Genomic DNA, 19,925 nt, shown 5'->3' on the forward strand with positions numbered 1-19,925 from the left:
TGTGCGGAAATACGAATCCGAGGGGTCAGAGAACGCCGATCAATTGGCGGAATCCTCGACGGTGACCGGCCGGACGATATCCCCATCGCCGGTCTGCGGTTCGCCCACACGGTCTGGATCGTCGACCGGATCGTCCACATCCACGATCGCGGGCCGGTTGTCGCGCTGTTGTTGCAACGACAATGCGACACCGAGCGCCAGGAAGAACAGGATGAACAGCGGCGCGCCGAGATAGGTGTTCATCGGGCCGCCGGGCGAGATGAAGCTTCCCGGCGGACCGATGATCGTGATCGTCTCGATCAGCTGCTCCACCGCGAACACGGCGGCAACTATCCCGAGCCAGCGCGGGAATTGACCGGCATTGGCGGCCAACAGAATCGGTACCGCCATCATGAGGTTCGTGACCGTCAACATCGGTCCCCACATGGTCACGACGTCGGTGATCGTTCGTGCCGTGCCCGAGCCGAGCTGTTCGGGGTGCAGCGCCAGCCCGGCGGTGAACCATGTCGCGATGAACACCTGCACCAGCAGCGCCGCGGCACCAATGGTGAACACGTAGCTCGCCGGTACCGCCAACCGTTCACGTGCATACCCGAGCAACACCACCAGCGCGAGGGACCCGAATGCGAGTAGCAGTGCCTGCGCGCGCATTTCCGCCGAGTGCTCGTTGACGTGCGCGACGATCGCCGAGCCCGGCTTGTCGATGCCGGGAAATCTCGGAGTCAGCACCAGTGCAACGGCGTACAGCACCGCGAACGCAATACCGGCCGTCATCGGGGTTCGACGATCCATGTGCACCCCCTCGTGCCGCGGTGAGACTCATAGGCGCGGACACCGGACATCAACCCTAGACAACGCACCTATCCACAACCGTCATTTGATCCCCAGCGCGCGTTGCGTGTCCCTAGTTCTCGGCAGGTGCGGTCCGACGTCGGGCCTACTTTCGGCTCATGCGAACGGAATTGCCGACCGAGCGTCTGCATCGCCGTCTCGGCGCCGAGAGTGAGCCCGATACCGATGCCGACGGCGAGCCCCAACCCGACACGTTGTTGTCGCGGTGGTTACCCGATTCCAATGCGGGCGGACCGCCGAGTTGGCTGGCGGCCGTGCGAGCAGATCCGGGCAGGGCGGGGGTCATCGCTTTGGGTGTCGTGGGTGTCATCGCGGTTCTGGTCACACTGTTCACGCTGGCGCGCGACGACTCGCCGCCGGTGACTTCGGCGAAACTGCCACCGGTGCAGATGGTTTCGTCGGCGAGTCCGACCCCATCCGCTGGTGCGCCCGCACCCGATACGCCCGTCGTCGTAAGCGTGGTCGGCCTTGTCGGTAAGCCTGGCCTGGTCACGCTGGACCCGGGCGCTCGGATCGCCGATGCGCTCGCTGCCGCGGGCGGGGCGCTCGACGGCGCGGATCTGTTGGAACTGAACATGGCAAGGCGAGTTGCCGACGGCGAGCAGATCGTCGTCGGCATCGCTCCGGTACCGGGCGAGCCGGCGACGATGGGCAGCTCCATCAGCCCGGGAGCGGCCCCGGCCGTGTCATCGGGGGCGCCCTCGATTCCCGGCGATCCCGCAGCGCCGGACGGTCTGGTCGACCTCAACAGCGCAACCGTCGAGCAGCTCGACAGCCTCCCGGGGATCGGCCCGGTGACCGCGGCAGCGATCGTCGCGTGGCGTGACGCCAACGGACGCTTCAGCAGCGTCGACCAACTCGGCGACGTCGACGGAATCGGGCCTGCGCGGCTGGAAAAACTGCGCGATCGCGTCCATGCGTGACCACGATGGACCCGGGCGTCACGCGGCTCGACCTTCGCCTGGTACCGGCGGCGCTGACCGGCTGGTCGGTGACAGCTGCCGGAATCCTCTGGCCTACAACAGGTGTGATCGTCATGTTGACGGTTGCGGTCGCGGTGACCGCGGCGGCGGGGTGGTGGTGGCGTGGCCGCGGCGGGGATGATCGCACCCTCGGTGCAGGGGTGCTCGCCGTCGCGCTAATCGGTGCCGCGTTCGCGATCGCGATCGGACTTCGCGTCGACGCGCTGGGGCAGCATCCGGTCTCCCAGCGCTACGGCACGGTCGCCTCCGTCCTCGTCACGCCGGTGGAAAGCCCGCGTGAACTGGGCGGCAACCGGATCATGTTCCGCGCGACGTTGCAGGAACTCGACGATCACGAGACGAGTGGAAGGGTGGTCGTATTCGCCTCGGCCGCTGCCTTTTCAGAGCTGATTGCGGGCCGGCCCGTCGCATTCCGCGCCCAGATCGGTCGACCGACGCGTAACGATTTGACGGTCGCCGTCCTGGCGGCGACAGGTACGCCGACGTGGGGTGAGGCGGCAACGGTGCTACGGGCCGCACATGTCGTCCGCGCGGGCTTCGCCGAGGCGGCGCGCGCTGCCCTGCCCGCGGATCAGGCGGCGATGTTGCCCGCGCTGGTCCTCGGCGACACGTCAACGCTGTCGCCGCAGACGACCGAGGAGTTCCGGGCATCGGGCCTGACGCACCTGACCGCAGTGTCCGGCGCCAACGTGACCATCGTGTGCGGAGCGGTGCTGTTGAGCGCCGGTGTCGTCGGGCCGCGGGTGGCGGTCGTGCTCGCGGCGTTCGCGCTGCTTGGTTTCGTCGTCGTCGTGCAGCCCTCGGCGAGTGTGTTGCGCGCCGCGGTCATGGGCGCGGTCACCCTGTTGGCGGTGGTGTCGCACCGCCGTCGACAGGCCATTCCGGCCCTGGCGGCGACGGTTCTGGTGCTGATGATCGCCTCGCCCGAACTCGCTGTCGACCTGGGGTTCGCGCTGTCGGTGTCGGCGACCGCGGCGTTGGTGCTCATCGCACCTGCGTGGTCGCGGCGCCTGGTCGGCCGTGGCTGGCCCAAGCCGCTCGCCGACGCGGTGTGCGTCGCCATCGCCGCCCAACTCGTCACCGCACCGCTCATCGCGGGGATATCGGGCACCCTCAGCGTAATGTCGGTGGCCGCCAATCTGGCTGTCGCCGTGGTCATTCCGCCGATCACCGTCGTCGGCACCGCCGCCGCGGCAGTGTGCCCGGTCTGGCCTGCGGGAGCGGATCTGCTGATCAGGTTCACCGGACCCGAACTGTGGTGGTTGCTTCACGTTGCGCACTGGTCGGCGAATGTTCCGGGCGCGTCGCTCGCCGTCCCGTCAGGGCTGGTCGGTGTCGTCATCATCGCGGCAGCCGGGCTCGCGGTGGTGGTGCTGTGGCGCTGGCGCTGGACCCGGATGGGGGTATGGGCGGCGATCGTCGTCGGGTTGGCGTGGACGGTGTCGGTTCTGTCAGGCGGCCATGACACGATCGTCGGGTGACTGAGGATGCTGCACGTTTGCACCTGGTGCTCGGAGACGAAGAGCTGCTGGTCGAACGGGCGATAGCCGGCGTGCTCAAAGGTGCCCGCAAGCGAGCGGGCACCGAGGAGATCCCGGTCGACCGGTTGCGTGCCGGTGAGGTCAGCACCAGCGAGCTCGCCGAACTGCTCAGCCCGTCGTTGTTCGCCGACGAACGTGTGGTGGTGCTGGAGTCCGCGGCCGAGGCGGGCAAGGACGCGGTCGCGCTCATCTCCGATGTCGCCGCCGACCTGCCGTCAGGTACCGAGTTGATCGTGGTGCACTCGGGTGGTGGCCGCGCCAAGGCGCTGGCGGACAAGCTCAAAAGCCTTGGTGCACAGATCCATCCATGCGCACGGATCACGAAATTCGCCGAGCGTGCCGACTTCGTGCGCCGCGAGTTTCGCTCATTGAAGGTCAAAGTCGGCGACGACACCGTGACAGCGCTGCTGGATGCCGTCGGCTCCGACATCCGCGACCTGGCGTCAGTGTGCTCGCAGTTGGTCGCCGACACCGACGGCGAGGTCGACGCCGCGGCCGTACGTCGATACCACTCGGGAAAGGCCGAGGTGAAGGGCTTCGACATCGCGGACAAGGCGGTCGTCGGCGACGTCGCGGGCGCCGCCGAGGCGCTGCGCTGGGCGATGCTGGCCGGCGAACCCCAGGTGGTATTGGCCGACGCACTGGCCGAGGCCGTCCACACGATCGCCCGGGTAGCGCCGCTGTCCGGCGATCCCTACCGGCTGGCGTCGGAGCTGGGCATGCCGCCGTGGCGGGTGCAGAAGGCGCAGAAGCAGGCGAGACGGTGGTCTCGCGCCTCGGTCGCGGAGGCGATGCGCCTCGTCGCGGAGTTGAACGCCGACGTGAAGGGAGCCGCAGCGGACGCCGACTACGCGTTGGAGTCAGCGGTGCGAAAGGTCGCCGAGCTCGTCCAGGACTAGTTGCCCGAAATCAGACAGAAGCGGTCGGGCGGAATCAGATCTTGTTGAACGCGCGCGACAGCGCGGACTTGCGGTTGGCCGCCTGGTTCTTGTGGATCACGCCTTTACTGGCGGCCTTGTCGAGCTGACGGCTGGTCTTCAGCAGCAACTCGTTGGCCTTGTCCTTGTCCCCGGCCTCGACGGCCTCCCGGAATCCGCGGACAGCCGTGTGAAGAGACGACTTCACCGACTTGTTGCGCAGTCTGCGGCGCTCGTTCGTCTTGATGCGCTTTTCCTGCGACTTGATGTTGGCCACGCGTGTTTTCCTTCGTAAATCCAGGTTGGTTGAATGCAAAGACGTTATGGGCCCCCGACCTGCGGGCAGCGAGGGTTCAGATTACCAGCGCAGTGGGTAAATGCCCAAAGTGACGTCGCTGGCCTGCCGAAACGCCGCACTTGGTGCAGCATGTCAATGGTGAGTCTTCGAACACTTCCCGCCGACACCGCGCGATCGTCGCGAACCCGCTCGCCAAAGCCCCGACGCCACGACGGCGTTTTCGAGGGCTACAACAGCTTGGGCAGCTATTCGAAGGCGTTCGACGAGATGTTCGACGCCCAGGGCAACGTTCGTGGCCCCTACAAGGGCATCTTCGCCGAGCTGGAGCCGTCTGACGCCTCCGAGCTGGCGGCCCGCGCCGACGCCCTCGGGCGTGCCTTCATCGACCAGGGCATCACGTTCTCGCTGTCCGGTCAGGAGCGACCGTTTCCGCTGGATCTCGTCCCGCGGGTGATCTCGGCGGCGGAGTGGACCCGGCTCGAGAAGGGAATCACCCAACGGGTCAAGGCGCTCGAGGCCTATCTCGACGACATCTACGGTGAACAGGAAATCCTGCGCGACGGGGTCATTCCGCGCCGGCTGGTGACCTCATGCGAACACTTCCACCGTGAGGCGGTGGGCATCTCCCCGCCCAACGGCGTCCGCATCCACGTCGCGGGCATCGACCTCGTTCGCGACGCGCAGGGCGCCTTCCGCGTGCTGGAGGACAACCTGCGCTCACCGTCGGGCGTCTCGTACGTGATGGAGAACCGCCGCACGATGGCGCGGGTCTTCCCCAACCTGTTCGCCACTCACCGGGTGCGGGCCGTCGGCGACTATTCGTCGCACCTGTTGCGGGCACTGCGCAACGCGGCCGCCTCCAATGAGGCCGATCCGACCGTCGTGGTGCTGACGCCCGGCGTCTACAACTCGGCGTACTTCGAACATTCGCTGCTGGCCCGTCAGATGGGCGTCGAACTCGTCGAGGGTCGTGACCTGTTCTGCCGCGACAACACCGTCTACATGCGCACCACCGAGGGCGAGCGCCAGGTCGACGTCATCTACCGGCGCATCGACGACGACTTCCTCGATCCGATGCAGTTCAATCCCAACTCGGTACTCGGCGTCGCCGGTCTGCTCAATGCGGCGCGGGCGGGCAACGTCGTCATCTCGAGCGCGGTCGGCAACGGCGTCGGAGATGACAAGCTGGTCTACACCTACGTCCCGACGATCATCGAGTACTACCTGGGCGAAAAGCCGCTGCTGGCCAACGTCGACACCTTTCGGTGCTGGCTCGACGAGGAACGTGAGGAAGTCCTCGATCGAGTCGATGAACTGGTCATCAAACCGGTGGAGGGCTCGGGCGGCTACGGCATCGTGTTCGGCCCCGACGCATCGGAGAAGGAACTCGCTGCGATCAGCAAGAAGATTCGCAGCGACCCGCGCGGCTGGATCGCGCAGCCGGTGGTTCAGCTGTCCACAGTCCCGACCCAGATCGGCGACAGCCTGGCGCCCCGGCACGTCGACCTGCGTCCGTTCGCCGTCAACGACGGTGACGATGTCTGGGTGCTGCCCGGCGGCCTGACGCGAGTGGCCCTGCCCGAAGGGTCGCTGGTCGTCAACTCCAGCCAGGGAGGGGGATCCAAGGACACCTGGGTGCTGGCGTCGCGCACATCGGTCGCCGACCGCGAGCTCGCCGCGGCCGAAGTGGTGCGGTCGCTGCCGAAGGCGCCGAAGGCGCCGAAGAGCGATAACGGTTCCGAGAATTCGCAACAGCAGCAACAACAGCAGTCGCAGCCGTCGCGCGCCACGAACGGATATCAGGACCAGCAACAACAGCAACAACAGCAGCAAGCCCAAGGGAGCCAATGATGTTGGCTCGCAACGCTGAATCGCTGTATTGGATCGGCCGCTACGTCGAGCGGGCCGACGACACCGCCCGCATCCTCGACGTGACGGTCCACCAATTGCTCGAGGATTCCAGCGTCGACCCCGACCAGGCGTCACGGACCCTGCTGCGCGTGCTCGGCATCGAGCCGCCTGAGGAGTCGCTGGACGTGTGGTCGTTGACCGACGTCGTCGCCTTCGGCAGGGACTCGCACGGCGCGTGTTCGATCGTCGAGGCCATCTCGGCCGCGCGCGAGAATGCCCGTGGTGCTCGCGAGGTCACCTCAACGGAGATATGGGAATGCCTCAACACGACCTACAACGCACTCGCTGAACGTGAGCGCGCAGCGAAACGTCTTGGGCCACATGAGTTCCTGTCATTTGTCGAGGGCCGCGCGGCAATGTTCGCGGGTTTGGCGGATTCGACGTTGAGCCGCGACGACGGCTACCGCTTCATGGTCCTGGGCCGCGCGATCGAACGGGTCGACATGACCGTCCGGCTGCTGCTGGCCCGTGTCGGCGACAGTGCGTCGTCACCGGCGTGGGTGACGGTGCTGCGTTCGGCGGGCGCGCACGACACATATCTGCGCACCTATCGTGGCGTGCTGGATGCGGCCCGTGTCGTCGAGTTCATGCTGCTGGACCGGCTTTTCCCACGATCGGTCATGTATTCGCTGCGACTGGCCGAACACAGCCTCGACGAACTGCGTCACCGCGCACTAAATCGCGTCGGTGCCACCGCGGAAACCCAACGGCTGCTGGGCCGCGCGCGCAGCGAGCTGGAGTTCCTGCGCCCCGGAGTGCTGCTGGATTCACTCGAGGAGCGCCTCGCCGGATTGCAGAAGGTCTGCGCCGACGTCGGAGAAGCGTTGGCGTTGGAGTACTTCCACTCAGCGCCGTGGGTCGCATGGACGGACGCGGGTCGTAACGGCTCTCTGGTCATCGAGGAAGGCGAAGTCTGATGTGGCGGCTGAGGGTGGTTCATTCCACCGGCTACGCCTACAAGTCACCGGTGACTGCCTCGTTCAACGAGGCCAGGCTGACTCCACGCTCGGACGCCCGGCAGAACGTCATCCTGAACCGTGTCGAAACCGTGCCCGCGACAAGGTCATACCGCTACGTCGACTATTGGGGCACGGCGGTGACGGCGTTCGACCTGCACGCGCCCCACACCGAACTGGAGGTGACCTCGTCGTCGGTGGTGGAGACCAACCGCGGCGCCATGCCGAAAGACGATGCCAGCTGGGAGGATCTGAGTTCAGCCGCGGCGATCGACCGGTTCGACGAAGTGCTCGGCCCCACGCATTACACACCGCAGAGCAAGCGAATTGCGCGGGTGGGGCAGCGCATCATCAAGGACCACGACCCGCGGGAAGCCGTTGTCGCGGCCGCCAACTGGGTGCACAGTGAACTCGAGTACGTCCCCGGGACCACCGGTGTGCATTCGTCCGGGCTGGACGCACACCGCGAAGGCAAGGGGGTCTGCCAAGACTTCGCCCACCTGACGCTGATCCTGCTGCGCAGCATGGGGATTCCCGCCCGCTACGTGTCCGGGTATCTGCATCCGAACAAGAAGGCCAAGATCGACGACACCATCGACGGGCAGAGCCACGCGTGGGTGCAGGCGTGGACCGGTGGTTGGTGGAACTACGACCCCACGAACGACGCCGAGATCAACGAGCAGTACATCAGTGTCGGTGTCGGCCGAGACTATTCGGATGTCAGCCCGCTCAAGGGCATCTACTCCGGCGAAGGCTCGACCGACCTCGACGTCGTCGTAGAGATCACCCGGCTGGCGTAGGGTTACGCCCCGAGGGTGGCCTGGATGTCGCCCTTCATCGCATTGAGCTGCGAACCCCAGTACGCCCAGTCATGGATGCCGGTCGCGGGGAAATTGAAGGTGCCGTTACTGCCGCCTGCGGCCACGTACTGCTGCTGGAAATTCTTGTTGCTGTCCAGCGTGATGCTCTCGAGGACCTGACCTGGCAGACCGGTGTCACCCAGGTCGCCGGGTCGACCGCTGCCGCAGTACACCCAGATCCGGGTGCCGTTGCTGACCAGCCGGCTGACGTTGACCGTCGGGTCGTTGCGCTGCCACGCCGGCCCGCCGCCGGGTCCCCACATCGCGTTCGCGTCGAACCCACCGGCGTCACGCATGGAGACGCCGACCAGCGTCGGCCAAATACCATCCGAGAGGTTCAGGAAGCCGGAAAGCGACGCGGCGTAGACGAACTGTCCGGGGTGGTATGAGGCCAGGATCAACGCCGAGCTGCCCGACATGGACAGTCCCACCACGGCGTTGCCGGTGGGGGAGATGCCCTTGTTGGCGGACAGGTAGGCGGGCAGCTCCGAGGTCAGGAACGTCTCCCACTGGTAGTTGTAGGTGGTGCCGTTGCCGACGGCCGGACCCTGCCAGTTGGTGTAGAAGCTCGACATTCCGCCGACGGGCATCACGACGGACAACCCGGACTGGTAGTAGTTCTCGAACGCGGCGGTCTCGATGTCCCAGCCGTTGTTGTCATCGCGGGCACGAAGACCGTCGAGAAGGTACACGGCGTGCGTGCCGCCGCCTTGGAATCTCACGGGAATGTCGCGGCCCATCGCGGCGGACGGCACCATCAGCGTCTCGACGGGAAGTCCGGGCCGGGAGTAGGCGGAGGCCGATCCCGTTCCGCCTGCGACCGCGATCAAACCTGGCAGGACAAGGGCGGCCATTGCGGCTGCACAGAATCTGCGCGCCATTCTGCTCACTGATGTCATGTGTATCGCACATCTTTCGGGTAATGCCGCAGTACTTGCGGTCTTCGATTTCCGAGCTACGGGCCGGCGTTCCCGACGTTGCCGGTTCAGGTGCTTCTGCTTCACACCTGCCGCAGAGGTCAGCGCTGACCAACAGCGCCGCCATTCAATTCGTCGGCAGCCGGCAACGCCACGTTACAAACGCCGGCGTTGTCGCGCCGGAATCGTCACTGTTCGGTCATGAACCTGCGGGCTTGGCGCAGACGCCGGGGTGGACCTCGACGCGATGCAGGTCGTCGCCCACCTCGATCTGGCGATCGAACGCGGTCGCCGCCAATGCACGCCATTCGTCTTCGGCGCCGGGAGCGATCGCGGGCACATAGTGGGTGAGGATGAGAATGCCCACACCGGCTCGCGTCGCAGTCTCCGCGGCCTGCTCGACAGAGGAGTGGTAGTCGCAGATATCCCTGATGCGCTGCATCGGCATGGCGTCGATCAGGTCCTTGCGAATCACTGTGTGCACCAACGCGCCAGCGCCGGATGCCAGAGCATCGAGGCTCTCACACGGCACGGTATCGCCGGCCAGTACGACCGAGGCCCCGGCATGCTCGATACGAAAGCCGATGGTGGGCGCCACCGGGCGGTGGTCGGTCGGTGCGACGCGAATCTGCACACCGTCGCGATCCCACACCGGGCCGTCGGTGTACTCGAAGACCTCTACCGGCGGCGGCGAGTTCAGGTCCGCGTGGTGAGCGATGCGGTACCCGATGTCGAACCCGAACGCCTTGAGTGTGTTCTCGACCACCTCGGCGGTGCCGGGGGGACCGATGATGGGCAGCGGTGCGGGATCGGGGGTGAACGTGGACACCCAGCGGGTGATGATCACGTCGCCCAGATCGGCGATGTGGTCGCTGTGCAAGTGGGTCAGCAGCAGCGCCGTCAACGCATTGGCTCCGGTGCCCGCGCCGGTGAGCCGCTGCTGGACGCCGCGGCCGCAGTCGATCAGGAACGTCTGACCGCCCGCTCGCACAAGCGTCGACGGGCCCGCGCGGTTCGCGTCGGGGATGGGGCTTCCGGTGCCGAGCAGTGTCACCTCGATCATGGGGCTAGGTATACCCGCCGAGCCGGATCGATGGGCGTTATTCGCGGCCCGCGGACACCCAGCCGAGGTTTCCGAAGCGGTGCCCCGCGACCGCAGCCGCCGCAGCATTTAGTGCGTCGAGCTGTTGCGCCGTCAGCGTCACCGACAGCGAGCCGAGGTTCTCTTCGACGCGAGCCGCCCGACGGGTGCCCGGGATCGGCACCGCCGCCACACCGAGCGTCTGCGCGCGATACCGCAGCCACGCCAGCGCTACCTGCGCGGGCGTCGCGCCCTGTTGTGCGGCGACACCTTTGACGAGTTCCACAACCGCCAGATTCGCGTCCAGCGCACCGTCGCCGAAACGCGGCATGGTGCGCCGGAAATCCCCGGACGGCAGGTCGTCGCTAGACGTGATCGTGCCGGTCAGGAAGCCGCGGCCGAGCGGCGAGTAGGGGACGAATCCGACACCGAGTTCGGCGGCGGTCGGGACGACGTTGGCTTCGACGTCGCGGCTCCAGATCGACCATTCGCTCTGTACCGCCGCTATCGGGTGCACGGCCACCGCAGCCCGCAGCTCGTCGGCCGTGACCTCCGAGAGCCCAAGGTGCCGAACCTTGCCCGCCGCCACCAGCTCGGCCATGGCGCCCACTGTTTCTTCGATCGGCACGCTCGTATCGCGCCGGTGCATGTAGTAGAGGTCGACCGCGTCGGTCTGCAGCCGCTGCAGGCTCTCGTCAATGCACGCGCGGACGTACGCGGCATCTCCGCGTGCCGCGAGTTCTCGCGTCGCGCGATTGGCCGGATTGCCGGTGATGCCGAACTTCGTTGCCAGGGTGACCTCGTCGCGACGGTCGGCCAGTAGCTGGGCGATCAGCCGCTCGTTTTCCCCGCCGCCGTAGATATTCGCGGTGTCGATGAAGGTCACGCCCAGGTCGATACAGCGATGCAGGGTGGCCAGCGACTCGGTGTCGTCGACCTCGCCGTACACCGGAGTCAGCGCCATTGCGCCGAAACCGATTGCGCTGACCGATAGTTCGTCGCCCAGCGCAACACTGGGCACAGGGTTCTGTGCTGCCATGGTCGTTCCTTTCGCGTCGACTTCGAAAGTCAAAGGAGTCCAGCGGCGCCTACTACGGTTCTATTCCTCGGAAGGACACTTTGGGACACCTATGCCAAAACCTTTCGCGCGGCGCGAGTCGGACCTAGCCTGAAGTGAGCCAGGTCACGAGCGGAGGCAACGATGCGGATCGCGGACGTATTGCGGAACAAGGGCGCGTCGGTGGCGACTATCACCCCGGAGACCTCGGTATCCGGGCTGCTCACCGAACTCTCCGTGCACAACATCGGCGCGATGGTGGTGGTCTCGCCCGACGGCGTGATCGGCATCGTCTCTGAGCGCGACGTCGTCCGCGCCTTGCAGCAGCGCGGTGCTGACCTGCTGCGGGCGCCGGTATCGGAGATCATGACGACGTTCGTCGCCACCTGCACCCCGACCGATTCTGTCGACAGTCTGAGCATGCTGATGACCACCAAGCGGGTCCGCCACATCCCGGTGATGGAAAACGGCAGGCTCACCGGAATCGTCAGCATCGGTGACGTCGTCAAGACACGCATGGAAGAGCTCGAAGCGCAGCAGGAGCAGCTGCAGGCTTACATCACACGTGGCTGAGCTCGAGGTCGAGGCCGCGCAGCGGCGCGACACACGACAGATCGGCACGGTGCTCGCCCGCGCGTTCTACGACGACCCGGTGAATTCATGGATGCTGCCGGACGACCGGACCCGGCTCAAGGCACTGACCCGGGCCTTCACCGGATTGGCACGACATCATTTCCTGCCGCGAGCAGGATCGGAGATCGCGCGGCGCGACGGCATCGTCGGCGCCGCCACGCTGTGGGATCCGCCGGGTCAGCGCAAGGCCGGCAGGTTCGAAGAGCTCGCGATGATGCCGACGATGCTGTGGGCTTTCCGCTCGCGGGTACCGGCGACCATGCGGGTGATGGAACTCATGGAAAAGCACCATCCGGAGGAACCGCACTGGTATCTGATGCTGATCGGCAGCGACCCATCAGTGCGCGGGGCGGGCTTCGGCCAGGCGCTGATGCGGTCGCGGCTCGACCGCTGCGATGCCGAGCGTGTGCCCGCGTATCTGGAGAACAGCAACCCGAAGAACGAGGCGTATTACCTCCGGTTCGGCTTCGAGGTGATCGGCGAGATCAAGCTGCCCGACGGGGGACCGTCGATGTGGCCTATGTGGCGGGATCCGCGCTAGCTCCAGGAGTATTCGGCGCGTAGTCGTGCGGCGACGACCTCGAACTTCTCCCGCGCCAGGATGGCGCCCTCGCGGCGGATGCCCTCTTCCGGCACGTCGAGCACGCGGTCCAGCCGCACCCAGCTCGCCCTGCTCTCGTAATCCCAGGTGCCGGTGCCGATGCCGACCCAATTGGGGTCCTCGCGGTGATGGTCCTGGCTGGAGAGCATCAGGCCGAGCAGCACGGCCTGATCACGCCCGACAATGAGCACCGGTCGGTCCTTACCCTTCGTCGGATCGTCTTCGTAGACCACCCAGGTCCACACGATCTCTCCGGGATCGGCCTGGCCGTCGAGGTCGGGCGCGTAGGACAGCTTGCGGGCCCGGTGCGCGGTCGGGACGAAGTTCTGGCTTATTGGACGGCCCGCGGTGATCGCGCGGGGCTCCTCGGCGGGCGCGCCGACGATGGCGTCGAAACCGAGCTTGATGCCGTACTGAAGACTGCGCGCGACGGTCTCGGGTTGCAGCTGGTGGCGGATGAACTTCGGCGCCTCGTTGAACACCAGGTTCTCCGCAAAGCGCTGGAAGGTTTTCCACGGCGGAGCCATATCGACGAGCTTAAGGGAAGGCCCGTTCCCGCGATTGTGTCGGCGGGGGCCCCGCTAGATACCCTGGTAGCGCACCATCCGACCCGGCTCAGGAGATTCCCATCAGCAGTTTGGCCGACAAGACCTTCACCGCGCCGGCGCAGATTCGGAACTTCTGCATCATCGCCCATATCGACCACGGCAAGTCGACGCTGGCCGACCGGATGCTGCAGCTGACCGGCGTGGTCGCCGATCGCGATATGCGCGCCCAGTACCTGGACCGGATGGATATCGAGCGCGAGCGCGGCATCACGATCAAGGCGCAGAATGTCCGGCTGCCGTGGAACGTCGACGGTTCCGATTACGTGCTGCACCTCATCGACACCCCGGGTCACGTCGACTTCACCTACGAGGTGTCCCGGGCGCTGGAGGCATGCGAGGGCGCGGTGCTGCTGGTCGACGCCGCTCAGGGCATCGAGGCCCAGACGCTCGCGAACCTCTATCTGGCGCTGGACCGCGATCTGCACATCATCCCGGTGCTCAACAAAATCGACTTGCCCGCCGCCGATCCGGACCGCTACGCCGCCGAGATCGCCCACATCATCGGTTGTGAACCCACCGACGTGCTGCGCGTGTCGGGCAAGACGGGCGACGGCGTCTCGGAACTGCTCGATCACGTCGTGCGCGAGGTACCGCCGCCGACGGGCGACGCCGACGCCCCGGCCCGCGCCATGATCTTCGACTCGGTCTACGACACCTACCGCGGTGTGGTGACCTACGTGCGGGTGGTCGACGGCAAGATCGTCCCGCGCGAGCGCATCAAGATGATGTCCACCGGCACCACTCACGAACTACTAGAAGTAGGCATCGTCTCGCCCGAACCCAAGGCGTCCGACGGCTTGGGCGTCGGCGAGGTCGGCTACCTGATCACCGGCGTGAAGGACGTGCGCCAGTCCAAGGTCGGCGACACCGTGACGAGCGCGAAGCACGGCGCGACCGATCCGCTGACCGGGTATCGCGAGCCGCGGCCGATGGTCTACTCCGGGCTCTATCCCGTGGACGGTTCCGACTACCCGGATCTGCGCGATGCGCTGGAGCGGTTGCAGCTCAACGACGCCGCGCTGTCGTGGGAGCCGGAGACCTCCGTTGCGCTCGGATTCGGGTTCCGCTGCGGCTTTCTCGGTCTGTTGCACATGGAGATCACCCGGGAGCGTCTCGAGCGCGAGTTTGATCTCGATTTGATATCGACGTCGCCCAACGTCGTGTATCGCGTTGTGCAGGAAGACGGCAGCGAAATCATCGTCACCAACCCGTCGGACTGGCCCGAAGGCAAAGTCCGCACGGTGTACGAACCCGTGGTGAAGACGACGATCATTGCGCCAAGCGAATTCATCGGGACGATCATGGAGCTGTGCCAGTCGCGGCGCGGCGAACTCGGCGGCATGGATTACCTGTCGCCGGAGCGGGTCGAGCTGCGCTACACAATGCCGTTGGGGGAGATCATCTTTGACTTCTTCGACATGCTGAAGTCGCGCACCCGCGGCTACGCCAGCCTCGATTACGAGGAGGCCGGCGAGCAGGAAGCGGATCTCGTGAAGGTCGACATTTTGTTGCAGGGCGAGGCGGTGGACGCCTTCAGCGCGATCGTGCACAAGGACGCGGCGTTCGCCTACGGCAACAAGATGACGACCAAACTCAGGGAGCTGATTCCGCGTCAGCAGTTCGAAGTTCCGGTGCAGGCGGCGATAGGTTCGAAAATCATTGCTCGCGAAAACATCCGCGCGATCCGCAAAGACGTGCTATCGAAGTGCTACGGCGGTGACATCACACGTAAGCGCAAGCTGCTCGAGAAACAAAAAGAGGGCAAGAAGCGAATGAAGACCATAGGTCGGGTCGAGGTGCCTCAGGAGGCATTCGTCGCGGCGCTGTCCACCGACGCCCCGGCCGACAAGACCAAGAAGTAGGTTCCACCAGACGATGATGCGCTCAACGACTTGCACGGCGGTCGCGTTGAGCGCGTGCGTCCTGCTGGCCGCGTGTGGCGCCCCTGTCCAGGACGCCCGGCCGACGGTCCGCATCGCCGAAGCCGTCCAGCCTTCGCCTGCCCGCGCGCTCGACCGGATTCTGCCCACGTCCGAGGAGTTGTCCGCCCTCGGACCCAACGGCATGATGGGCCAGCGCGTCCACGGCGGCCCGAACATGCTCCTGGCCAGCATCGGCGAAGCTGACGCCACACCAGCCGACTGCGTCAGCCCGACCTATCGGCTGCAGCGGGTGGTCTACGACACCGCTCCGGTGCAATCGGTCGCCAGCCAGTCGTGGACAGGCGGATCGTTTGACGCACCCCCGGTGTCGGGGTTCTTCGGCGTGGTGCAGTTCTCCTCTGAGGCCGACGCGCGGGCGTTCTTCGCCGACGCGGCCGAGAAGTGGCACCGGTGCAACGGGCAGGCGCTGGTACTGAACCAGCCCGACCACGGTGCGCAACGTACGAGCAGGATCACCGACGTGACCGTCGACGGCCGGATGGTTTCGGCGATGGTGATGCAGGATTCCGGTTCGATGTCGCAGCGCGCGCTCGGGGTGGCGGCGGATTGTGTTGTGGACGTAGAGGTTTCCGATATGAACGGGTTGGGCGGCCCGCACGCGGCCGCGACCGTGGCCCGCCTGATGCTGGAGAAGGTCGCCAGCGCGTAGACACCGGAATTCGCGGGTGGTGCACGCATTCGCCGTCAGTCGGTCACAATAACGCGGTGACCTACATCGGTACGGCCAAGCGGAGAAACGCCGCCGCGGCCGTGATCGCGGCATCCGTCCTGCTCACCGGCTGCGTGAGCACCGTGACGGGTACCGCGATACGTCCACCGAACGCGGGAATCAGCGACGTGCCACCGCTGGACGAGTCGCAACTCGACGACCTGGTGCTCTCGATCGGGGAGATCAACGCGATCATGGGCTCGTCCGCCATGGAGGTCACCAGCGAGCTGGACGAGATGACCGACCATTCCGACGCGGTTTCCGACGCGGAATGCCTCGGTGCGATCTACGGGGCCGAGGAGCCCGTGTACGCGGGCAGCGGCTGGACCGCAGTACTGGACCAGATTTCGCGCGAAGAAGGCGACGACAACGAGCACTGGGTCGAGCAGACGGTGGTGCTTTATCCGTCAGCCGACAAGGCGCAGGATTTCTTCGAGAAGTCCAAAACGCAGTGGGAGAGTTGCAACGACGCCACCGTTTCGGTCGGCGAGGGCGGCGACGCATATGACTGGGATATCGAGAATTTCAATGCGGAAGACGCCATGGTCACCCAGGTGACGACGCAACGGGACGCCGCCGGATGGGCATGCCAGCATGCGCTTTCACCGGTCTCGAACATCACGGTCGAGGTGTGGGCGTGCAGCTACTCACCGGAGGACGAGGCCGCGACCATCGTCAACGACATCGTCGCCAACGCCGCTGAGAAGTAACGGCCGGCAGATCGACGCAACGTGATTCGACGGTCTAGGACGGCGCGTTGGCAGGCACGAAAACCCCTGAGCTGTCGGCCTCCTCCTCGGCGCGGATCACGTGCACCACAGCGTTGATCAGCGCCAGGTGGGTGAAGGCCTGCGGGAAGTTGCCGAGATGACGGCCGGTGCGAGGCTCGATCTCCTCGGCATAGAGGTGCAGCGGGCTGGCGAAGGACAGCAGCCGTTCGCACAGGTGCTTGGCGCGATGGATCTCGCCGATCTCGACGAGCGCGGACACCAGCCAGAACGAGCAGATCGTGAATGTGCCTTCCTCACCGGACAATCCGTCGTCAGTTTCCTCGACGCGGTACCGCAGCACCAGACCGTCCGAGGTGAGTTCGTCGGCGATCGCCAAAACGGTTGCGCGCACGCGGGGATCGTCGGCGGGCAGGAACCGGGTCAGCACCGCCAGCAGCAGTGAAGCATCCAGCGCATCGTCGCCGTAGCGCTGGGTGAGCACGCCGCGCGAGTCCACGCCCTTCTTGAGGATGTCGGCCTTGATCTCCTCGGCGATCACGCGCCATTGCTGCGCGTAGGACTTCTCGCCCTGCAACTCCGCGAGTTTGGAGCCTCGGTCCAGTGCGACCCAGCACATGATCTTGCTGGACGTGAAGTGCTGCGGCTCGCCGCGCACCTCCCAGATTCCGCGGTCCGGTTCCTTCCAGTGCTTGATTGCTTCCTCGACCTGTTGCTTGAGCACCGGCCAGAGCGTGTCGGAGATCTGCTCACGCGACTTGGCATGCAGATACACCGAATCGAGCATCGTGCCCCAGATGTCGTGCTGCATCTGGTTGTAGGCGCCGTTGCCGATCCGCACCGGGCGGGCGTTGTCGTAGCCGGTCAGGTGGTGAAGCTCCTCCTCGACGAGGCTGCGTTCACCGCCGACCGCGTACATCACCTGAAGTGGGTGGCGCTCACCGTTGTTGGCGCCGGACACGTCGGCGATGAACGCGAAGAAGTCATCAGCCTCACGGTCCAGACCCAACGTGTAAAGACCCCACAGCGCGAACGTCGAGTCACGCACCCAGGCGTAGCGATAGTCCCAGTTACGTTCGCCCTGAGGGGTTTCCGGCAGCGACGTGGTAGGCGCGGCGAGCAGGGCGCCGGTCGGCGAATATGTGAGGCCCTTGAGCGTGAGGGCGCTGCGCTGTAAGTAGGCGCGCCACGGATGATCCGGGAATTCACCGATATTGATCCACTGCCGCCAGCACTCGCTGGTCTGCCACATCTTGTCGGCAGCTTCGTCGTAGGTCTGCGGCGCCGGATGCTTGGACCAACTCAACGCGACATAGGCGTTGTCACCCTCCTTCATCCGGGTGCGCGCACGCGCCTCGTGACCCTCCAGACCCAACCGAAGGTTGGTCGTCAGCCGCATCGTCGGGTGGGCGTCAGGATCGCGGCTGGCGCGGGCTATCGCCTCGCCGTAGGCCTGGGCCGAGTACTCCCATGTCGCGGCGACCCGGTGGTAATCGAACGCAGGCTCGCAGTTCATCACCAGCTCGACGGTGCCGCTCACACATCGCACGGTGCGCAGCAGAATGTGCTCGGCGTCCCAGTCCATCGGGGTGCGACGGTGGGTCCGCGACCGGGTCTCGAGGTCGTGCCAAGGACCCATCACGAGCGCGTCGCGCACGATCACCCAGCCGGTGTGGGTCTGCCAGGTGGTTTCCAGAATCAGGCTGCCGGGCAGGTAGCGGCGTGCGGCAGGCACCGATACCCCGTACGGCGCGAGGCGGAAATGGCCGGCACGACGGTCCAGGATGGCGCCGAACACGCTGGGGGAGTCGGGGCGCGGGACACACAACCACTCGACAGACCCCGCCGAGGAGATCAGGCAGGTGGTTTCACAGTCCGACAGGAACGCGTAGTCGGCGATGGGCGGGAACGGATTCCGCAAGGACCCGCCGGCGGTGTACGGCACCGGGGCCGTCACCGACAACGGGGCGTCGTAATCGATGTCCTTCGATGGTCCACCGGAGGCGGCGGCGTCTTGCAGAACCATCCCGACATCATCGACTGCCGACCTGCCTGGCGTCCACTTATCGCCTGCGTGTCCTGCGGCGGCGTGCTCAGCGCCGAGCAAACTCCGGCACGTGTTCGGGCAGGGGCCCGATGGCGATCCCGTACCCGGCCACAGTGCGCAGCGCGCGGACCCGCGCCGCGATACGGACCAGCAGCGGCGCGTTGGCCGGCCCCGTCGAGGTCACAGCCACCGCGATGACGCGGTTGTGCACGACGCGTTGCACCGACTGTATGAGCGCCGCCGGCAGCCAGCGCCGAGCCTGGACACGGGCCAAGGTCCTGGTCGAGACGGTGCCTTCCCGCAGCGGACTCGCCAGCATCCCCGCCGCCGCGACGGCATCTGCCACCGCAAGGTTGATCCCCACTCCACCGACGGGGGACATGGCGTGCGCGGCGTCGCCGATCAGCAACAGGCCGTCGCAATACCAACGCCGTAGCCGGTTGAGCTGTACGTCGAGCAGCTTGACGTCGTCGAACGACGTCAACGAGGCGACGTGGTCGGCCAGCCACGGGACGAGGCCCACCACGCCTCGGTGTAGTGCCTCGATGCCCTGCGCGCGAAGTTCGGCATCCCGGCCCTTGGGGATCACGTAGGCGCACTGGTAGTAATCGCCGCGATCGATCACGATCTGCGCCGCCCCGGCGCCGAGGACACCGGCCAGGCCGGGCGGATCGCCGGCCGCACGGGGGAGCCTGAACCACCACACGTCCATCGGCGCCCCGAAGCTTCGGGGCCGCAGACCCATCGCCGCGCGCAGCGTCGACGAGCGCCCGTCGCACGCCACCGTCAGAGCGGCACTCATCTCGCGTGCCTCGCCGTCAGCGCCGCGGTAGCGCACCCCGACCACCTTCCCGCCGCTGAGAATCGGCCCGAGCACCTCGGTGCTGCGAAGCAGGCGAAACGTCGGCTCCTTCTCCGCGGCGGCCGCCAGCAACTCCAAGAAATCCCACTGGGGTACGAGCGCAATATGCTTGTGCGGACCGGGAATTCGGCCCAGATCGATGCCCACCTCGGTGCCCTGGACGCTCATGGTCAGGGTGTCGATCTCACGGTGCGGAACTTGCGCGAACTCGGATGTCAGTCCCAGTTCGTCAAGCAGGCGCAGGGTACTGGCGTGCACGGTGTCGCCGCGGAAGTCGCGCAGAAAATCGGCGTGCTTCTCCATGACCGTGACGTTCACGCCCGCACGGGCGAGCAGGAGTCCGAGCATGATGCCCGCGGGACCGCCACCGGCGACGATGCATGTGGTTTCTGTTTTCTCGCCCGGCACGACGTCATTTTCG

At 66.2% G+C, this 19,925-nt stretch carries 19 protein-coding genes; 11 read left to right on the plus strand and 8 right to left on the minus strand.

Features of this window, described 5'->3' with window-relative positions; translation table 11 throughout:
* Nucleotides 1-39: 39 nt before the first annotated feature.
* Nucleotides 40-792: a hypothetical protein gene (locus BST47_RS09335; protein ID WP_083125253.1), complete on the minus strand. Its 753-nt coding sequence runs from the start codon at nucleotides 790-792 to the stop codon at nucleotides 40-42.
* A 158-nt stretch (nucleotides 793-950) separates the two neighbouring features.
* Here BST47_RS09335 and BST47_RS09340 point away from each other — a divergent pair, with 158 nt between their 5' ends.
* From BST47_RS09340 to holA, 3 genes are read left to right on the plus strand one after another with little or no spacing between them, the layout of a single operon-like run.
* Entirely contained in the window at nucleotides 951-1,775 is an 825-nt protein-coding gene (locus tag BST47_RS09340; protein ID WP_083125254.1) for a ComEA family DNA-binding protein, read from the plus strand.
* Between the two features lie 5 nt (nucleotides 1,776-1,780).
* Nucleotides 1,781-3,316 (plus strand): ComEC/Rec2 family competence protein, encoded by a 1,536-nt coding sequence (locus BST47_RS09345; RefSeq protein WP_083125518.1) that lies wholly within the window; start codon nucleotides 1,781-1,783, stop codon nucleotides 3,314-3,316.
* Complete coding sequence (gene holA / locus BST47_RS09350; protein ID WP_083125255.1) at nucleotides 3,313-4,275, plus strand: DNA polymerase III subunit delta; 963 nt, start codon at nucleotides 3,313-3,315, stop codon at nucleotides 4,273-4,275. Before BST47_RS09345 ends, holA begins: the two co-directional genes overlap by 4 nt.
* Before the next feature lie 34 nt (nucleotides 4,276-4,309).
* Here the strand turns inward: holA and rpsT are convergent, their stop codons facing one another.
* Entirely contained in the window at nucleotides 4,310-4,570 is a 261-nt protein-coding gene (gene rpsT / locus BST47_RS09355) for a 30S ribosomal protein S20 (RefSeq protein ID WP_083125256.1), read from the minus strand.
* A gap of 150 nt (nucleotides 4,571-4,720) precedes the next feature.
* On the opposite strand from rpsT, the gene BST47_RS09360 reads away from it, so the two are divergent.
* The 3 genes from BST47_RS09360 to BST47_RS09370 are packed head-to-tail and all read left to right on the plus strand — an operon-like array spanning nucleotide 4,721 to nucleotide 8,258.
* Nucleotides 4,721-6,442 (plus strand): circularly permuted type 2 ATP-grasp protein, encoded by a 1,722-nt coding sequence (locus BST47_RS09360; protein WP_234809632.1) that lies wholly within the window; start codon nucleotides 4,721-4,723, stop codon nucleotides 6,440-6,442.
* Entirely contained in the window at nucleotides 6,442-7,419 is a 978-nt protein-coding gene (locus BST47_RS09365; protein ID WP_083125520.1) for an alpha-E domain-containing protein, read from the plus strand. Before BST47_RS09360 ends, BST47_RS09365 begins: the two co-directional genes overlap by 1 nt.
* Nucleotides 7,419-8,258 (plus strand): transglutaminase family protein, encoded by an 840-nt coding sequence (locus tag BST47_RS09370; RefSeq protein ID WP_083125257.1) that lies wholly within the window; start codon nucleotides 7,419-7,421, stop codon nucleotides 8,256-8,258. The genes BST47_RS09365 and BST47_RS09370 overlap by 1 nt, the downstream gene beginning before the upstream one ends.
* A 2-nt stretch (nucleotides 8,259-8,260) precedes the next feature.
* On the opposite strand, the gene BST47_RS09375 is transcribed toward BST47_RS09370, so the two are convergent.
* The 3 genes from BST47_RS09375 to BST47_RS09385 form a co-directional block, all read right to left on the minus strand.
* Nucleotides 8,261-9,199 carry an esterase family protein gene (locus BST47_RS09375; protein WP_083125258.1) on the minus strand — a complete coding sequence of 313 codons (939 nt, stop codon included), beginning with the start codon at nucleotides 9,197-9,199 and terminating at the stop codon, nucleotides 8,261-8,263.
* Between the two features lie 235 nt (nucleotides 9,200-9,434).
* Nucleotides 9,435-10,298 (minus strand): ribonuclease Z, encoded by an 864-nt coding sequence (locus BST47_RS09380; protein WP_083125259.1) that lies wholly within the window; start codon nucleotides 10,296-10,298, stop codon nucleotides 9,435-9,437.
* A 37-nt stretch (nucleotides 10,299-10,335) separates the two neighbouring features.
* Nucleotides 10,336-11,355, minus strand: coding sequence for an aldo/keto reductase (locus tag BST47_RS09385; RefSeq protein ID WP_083125260.1), 1,020 nt, complete (start codon nucleotides 11,353-11,355; stop codon nucleotides 10,336-10,338).
* A 162-nt stretch (nucleotides 11,356-11,517) separates the two neighbouring features.
* Here BST47_RS09385 and BST47_RS09390 point away from each other — a divergent pair, with 162 nt between their 5' ends.
* Together BST47_RS09390 and BST47_RS09395 are read left to right on the plus strand one after the other, a co-directional pair.
* Nucleotides 11,518-11,946 carry a CBS domain-containing protein gene (locus BST47_RS09390; protein WP_083125261.1) on the plus strand — a complete coding sequence of 143 codons (429 nt, stop codon included), beginning with the start codon at nucleotides 11,518-11,520 and terminating at the stop codon, nucleotides 11,944-11,946.
* Nucleotides 11,939-12,547 (plus strand): GNAT family N-acetyltransferase, encoded by a 609-nt coding sequence (locus BST47_RS09395; protein ID WP_083125262.1) that lies wholly within the window; start codon nucleotides 11,939-11,941, stop codon nucleotides 12,545-12,547. The genes BST47_RS09390 and BST47_RS09395 overlap by 8 nt, the downstream gene beginning before the upstream one ends.
* Here BST47_RS09395 and BST47_RS09400 read toward each other — a convergent pair.
* Entirely contained in the window at nucleotides 12,544-13,134 is a 591-nt protein-coding gene (locus BST47_RS09400) for a type II toxin-antitoxin system PemK/MazF family toxin (protein ID WP_083125263.1), read from the minus strand. The genes BST47_RS09395 and BST47_RS09400 overlap by 4 nt on opposite strands.
* A 95-nt stretch (nucleotides 13,135-13,229) precedes the next feature.
* Between BST47_RS09400 and lepA the strand changes: the two genes are divergently transcribed.
* Genes lepA through BST47_RS09415 form a run of 3 tightly spaced genes read left to right on the plus strand, consistent with a single transcriptional unit; the run spans nucleotide 13,230 to nucleotide 16,577 of the window.
* On the plus strand, nucleotides 13,230-15,077 hold the full coding sequence (lepA, locus tag BST47_RS09405; protein WP_083125264.1) for a translation elongation factor 4: 1,848 nt from the start codon (nucleotides 13,230-13,232) through the stop codon (nucleotides 15,075-15,077).
* 16 nt (nucleotides 15,078-15,093) lie between these two features.
* Entirely contained in the window at nucleotides 15,094-15,807 is a 714-nt protein-coding gene (locus BST47_RS09410; RefSeq protein ID WP_083125521.1) for a sensor domain-containing protein, read from the plus strand.
* 56 nt (nucleotides 15,808-15,863) lie between these two features.
* On the plus strand, nucleotides 15,864-16,577 hold the full coding sequence (locus BST47_RS09415) for a sensor domain-containing protein (RefSeq protein WP_083125265.1): 714 nt from the start codon (nucleotides 15,864-15,866) through the stop codon (nucleotides 16,575-16,577).
* Between the two features lie 34 nt (nucleotides 16,578-16,611).
* Here BST47_RS09415 and BST47_RS09420 read toward each other — a convergent pair whose 3' ends face one another.
* Together BST47_RS09420 and BST47_RS09425 are read right to left on the minus strand one after the other, a co-directional pair.
* Nucleotides 16,612-18,621: a glycoside hydrolase family 15 protein gene (locus BST47_RS09420; RefSeq protein WP_083125266.1), complete on the minus strand. Its 2,010-nt coding sequence runs from the start codon at nucleotides 18,619-18,621 to the stop codon at nucleotides 16,612-16,614.
* A gap of 67 nt (nucleotides 18,622-18,688) precedes the next feature.
* On the minus strand, nucleotides 18,689-19,912 hold the full coding sequence (locus tag BST47_RS09425; RefSeq protein ID WP_083125267.1) for an FAD-dependent oxidoreductase: 1,224 nt from the start codon (nucleotides 19,910-19,912) through the stop codon (nucleotides 18,689-18,691).
* Between the last annotated feature and the right edge of the window lie 13 nt (nucleotides 19,913-19,925).

Source organism: Mycolicibacterium tusciae, assembly GCF_002086795.1.
Classification (GTDB): Bacteria; Actinomycetota; Actinomycetes; order Mycobacteriales; family Mycobacteriaceae; genus Mycobacterium; species Mycobacterium tusciae.

Coding starts and splice junctions, on each gene's coding strand:
- BST47_RS09335 (WP_083125253.1), bottom strand. CDS start 792: ATGGATCGTCGAACCCCGATGACGGCCGGTATTGCGTTCGCGGTGCTG.
- BST47_RS09340 (WP_083125254.1), top strand. CDS start 951: ATGCGAACGGAATTGCCGACCGAGCGTCTGCATCGCCGTCTCGGCGCC.
- BST47_RS09345 (WP_083125518.1), top strand. CDS start 1,781: ATGGACCCGGGCGTCACGCGGCTCGACCTTCGCCTGGTACCGGCGGCG.
- BST47_RS09360 (WP_234809632.1), top strand. CDS start 4,721: ATGTCAATGGTGAGTCTTCGAACACTTCCCGCCGACACCGCGCGATCG.
- BST47_RS09365 (WP_083125520.1), top strand. CDS start 6,442: ATGTTGGCTCGCAACGCTGAATCGCTGTATTGGATCGGCCGCTACGTC.
- BST47_RS09370 (WP_083125257.1), top strand. CDS start 7,419: ATGTGGCGGCTGAGGGTGGTTCATTCCACCGGCTACGCCTACAAGTCA.
- BST47_RS09375 (WP_083125258.1), bottom strand. CDS start 9,199: ATGGCGCGCAGATTCTGTGCAGCCGCAATGGCCGCCCTTGTCCTGCCA.
- BST47_RS09380 (WP_083125259.1), bottom strand. CDS start 10,298: ATGATCGAGGTGACACTGCTCGGCACCGGAAGCCCCATCCCCGACGCG.
- BST47_RS09385 (WP_083125260.1), bottom strand. CDS start 11,355: ATGGCAGCACAGAACCCTGTGCCCAGTGTTGCGCTGGGCGACGAACTA.
- BST47_RS09390 (WP_083125261.1), top strand. CDS start 11,518: ATGCGGATCGCGGACGTATTGCGGAACAAGGGCGCGTCGGTGGCGACT.
- BST47_RS09400 (WP_083125263.1), bottom strand. CDS start 13,134: ATGGCTCCGCCGTGGAAAACCTTCCAGCGCTTTGCGGAGAACCTGGTG.
- BST47_RS09410 (WP_083125521.1), top strand. CDS start 15,094: ATGCGCTCAACGACTTGCACGGCGGTCGCGTTGAGCGCGTGCGTCCTG.
- BST47_RS09420 (WP_083125266.1), bottom strand. CDS start 18,621: ATGGTTCTGCAAGACGCCGCCGCCTCCGGTGGACCATCGAAGGACATC.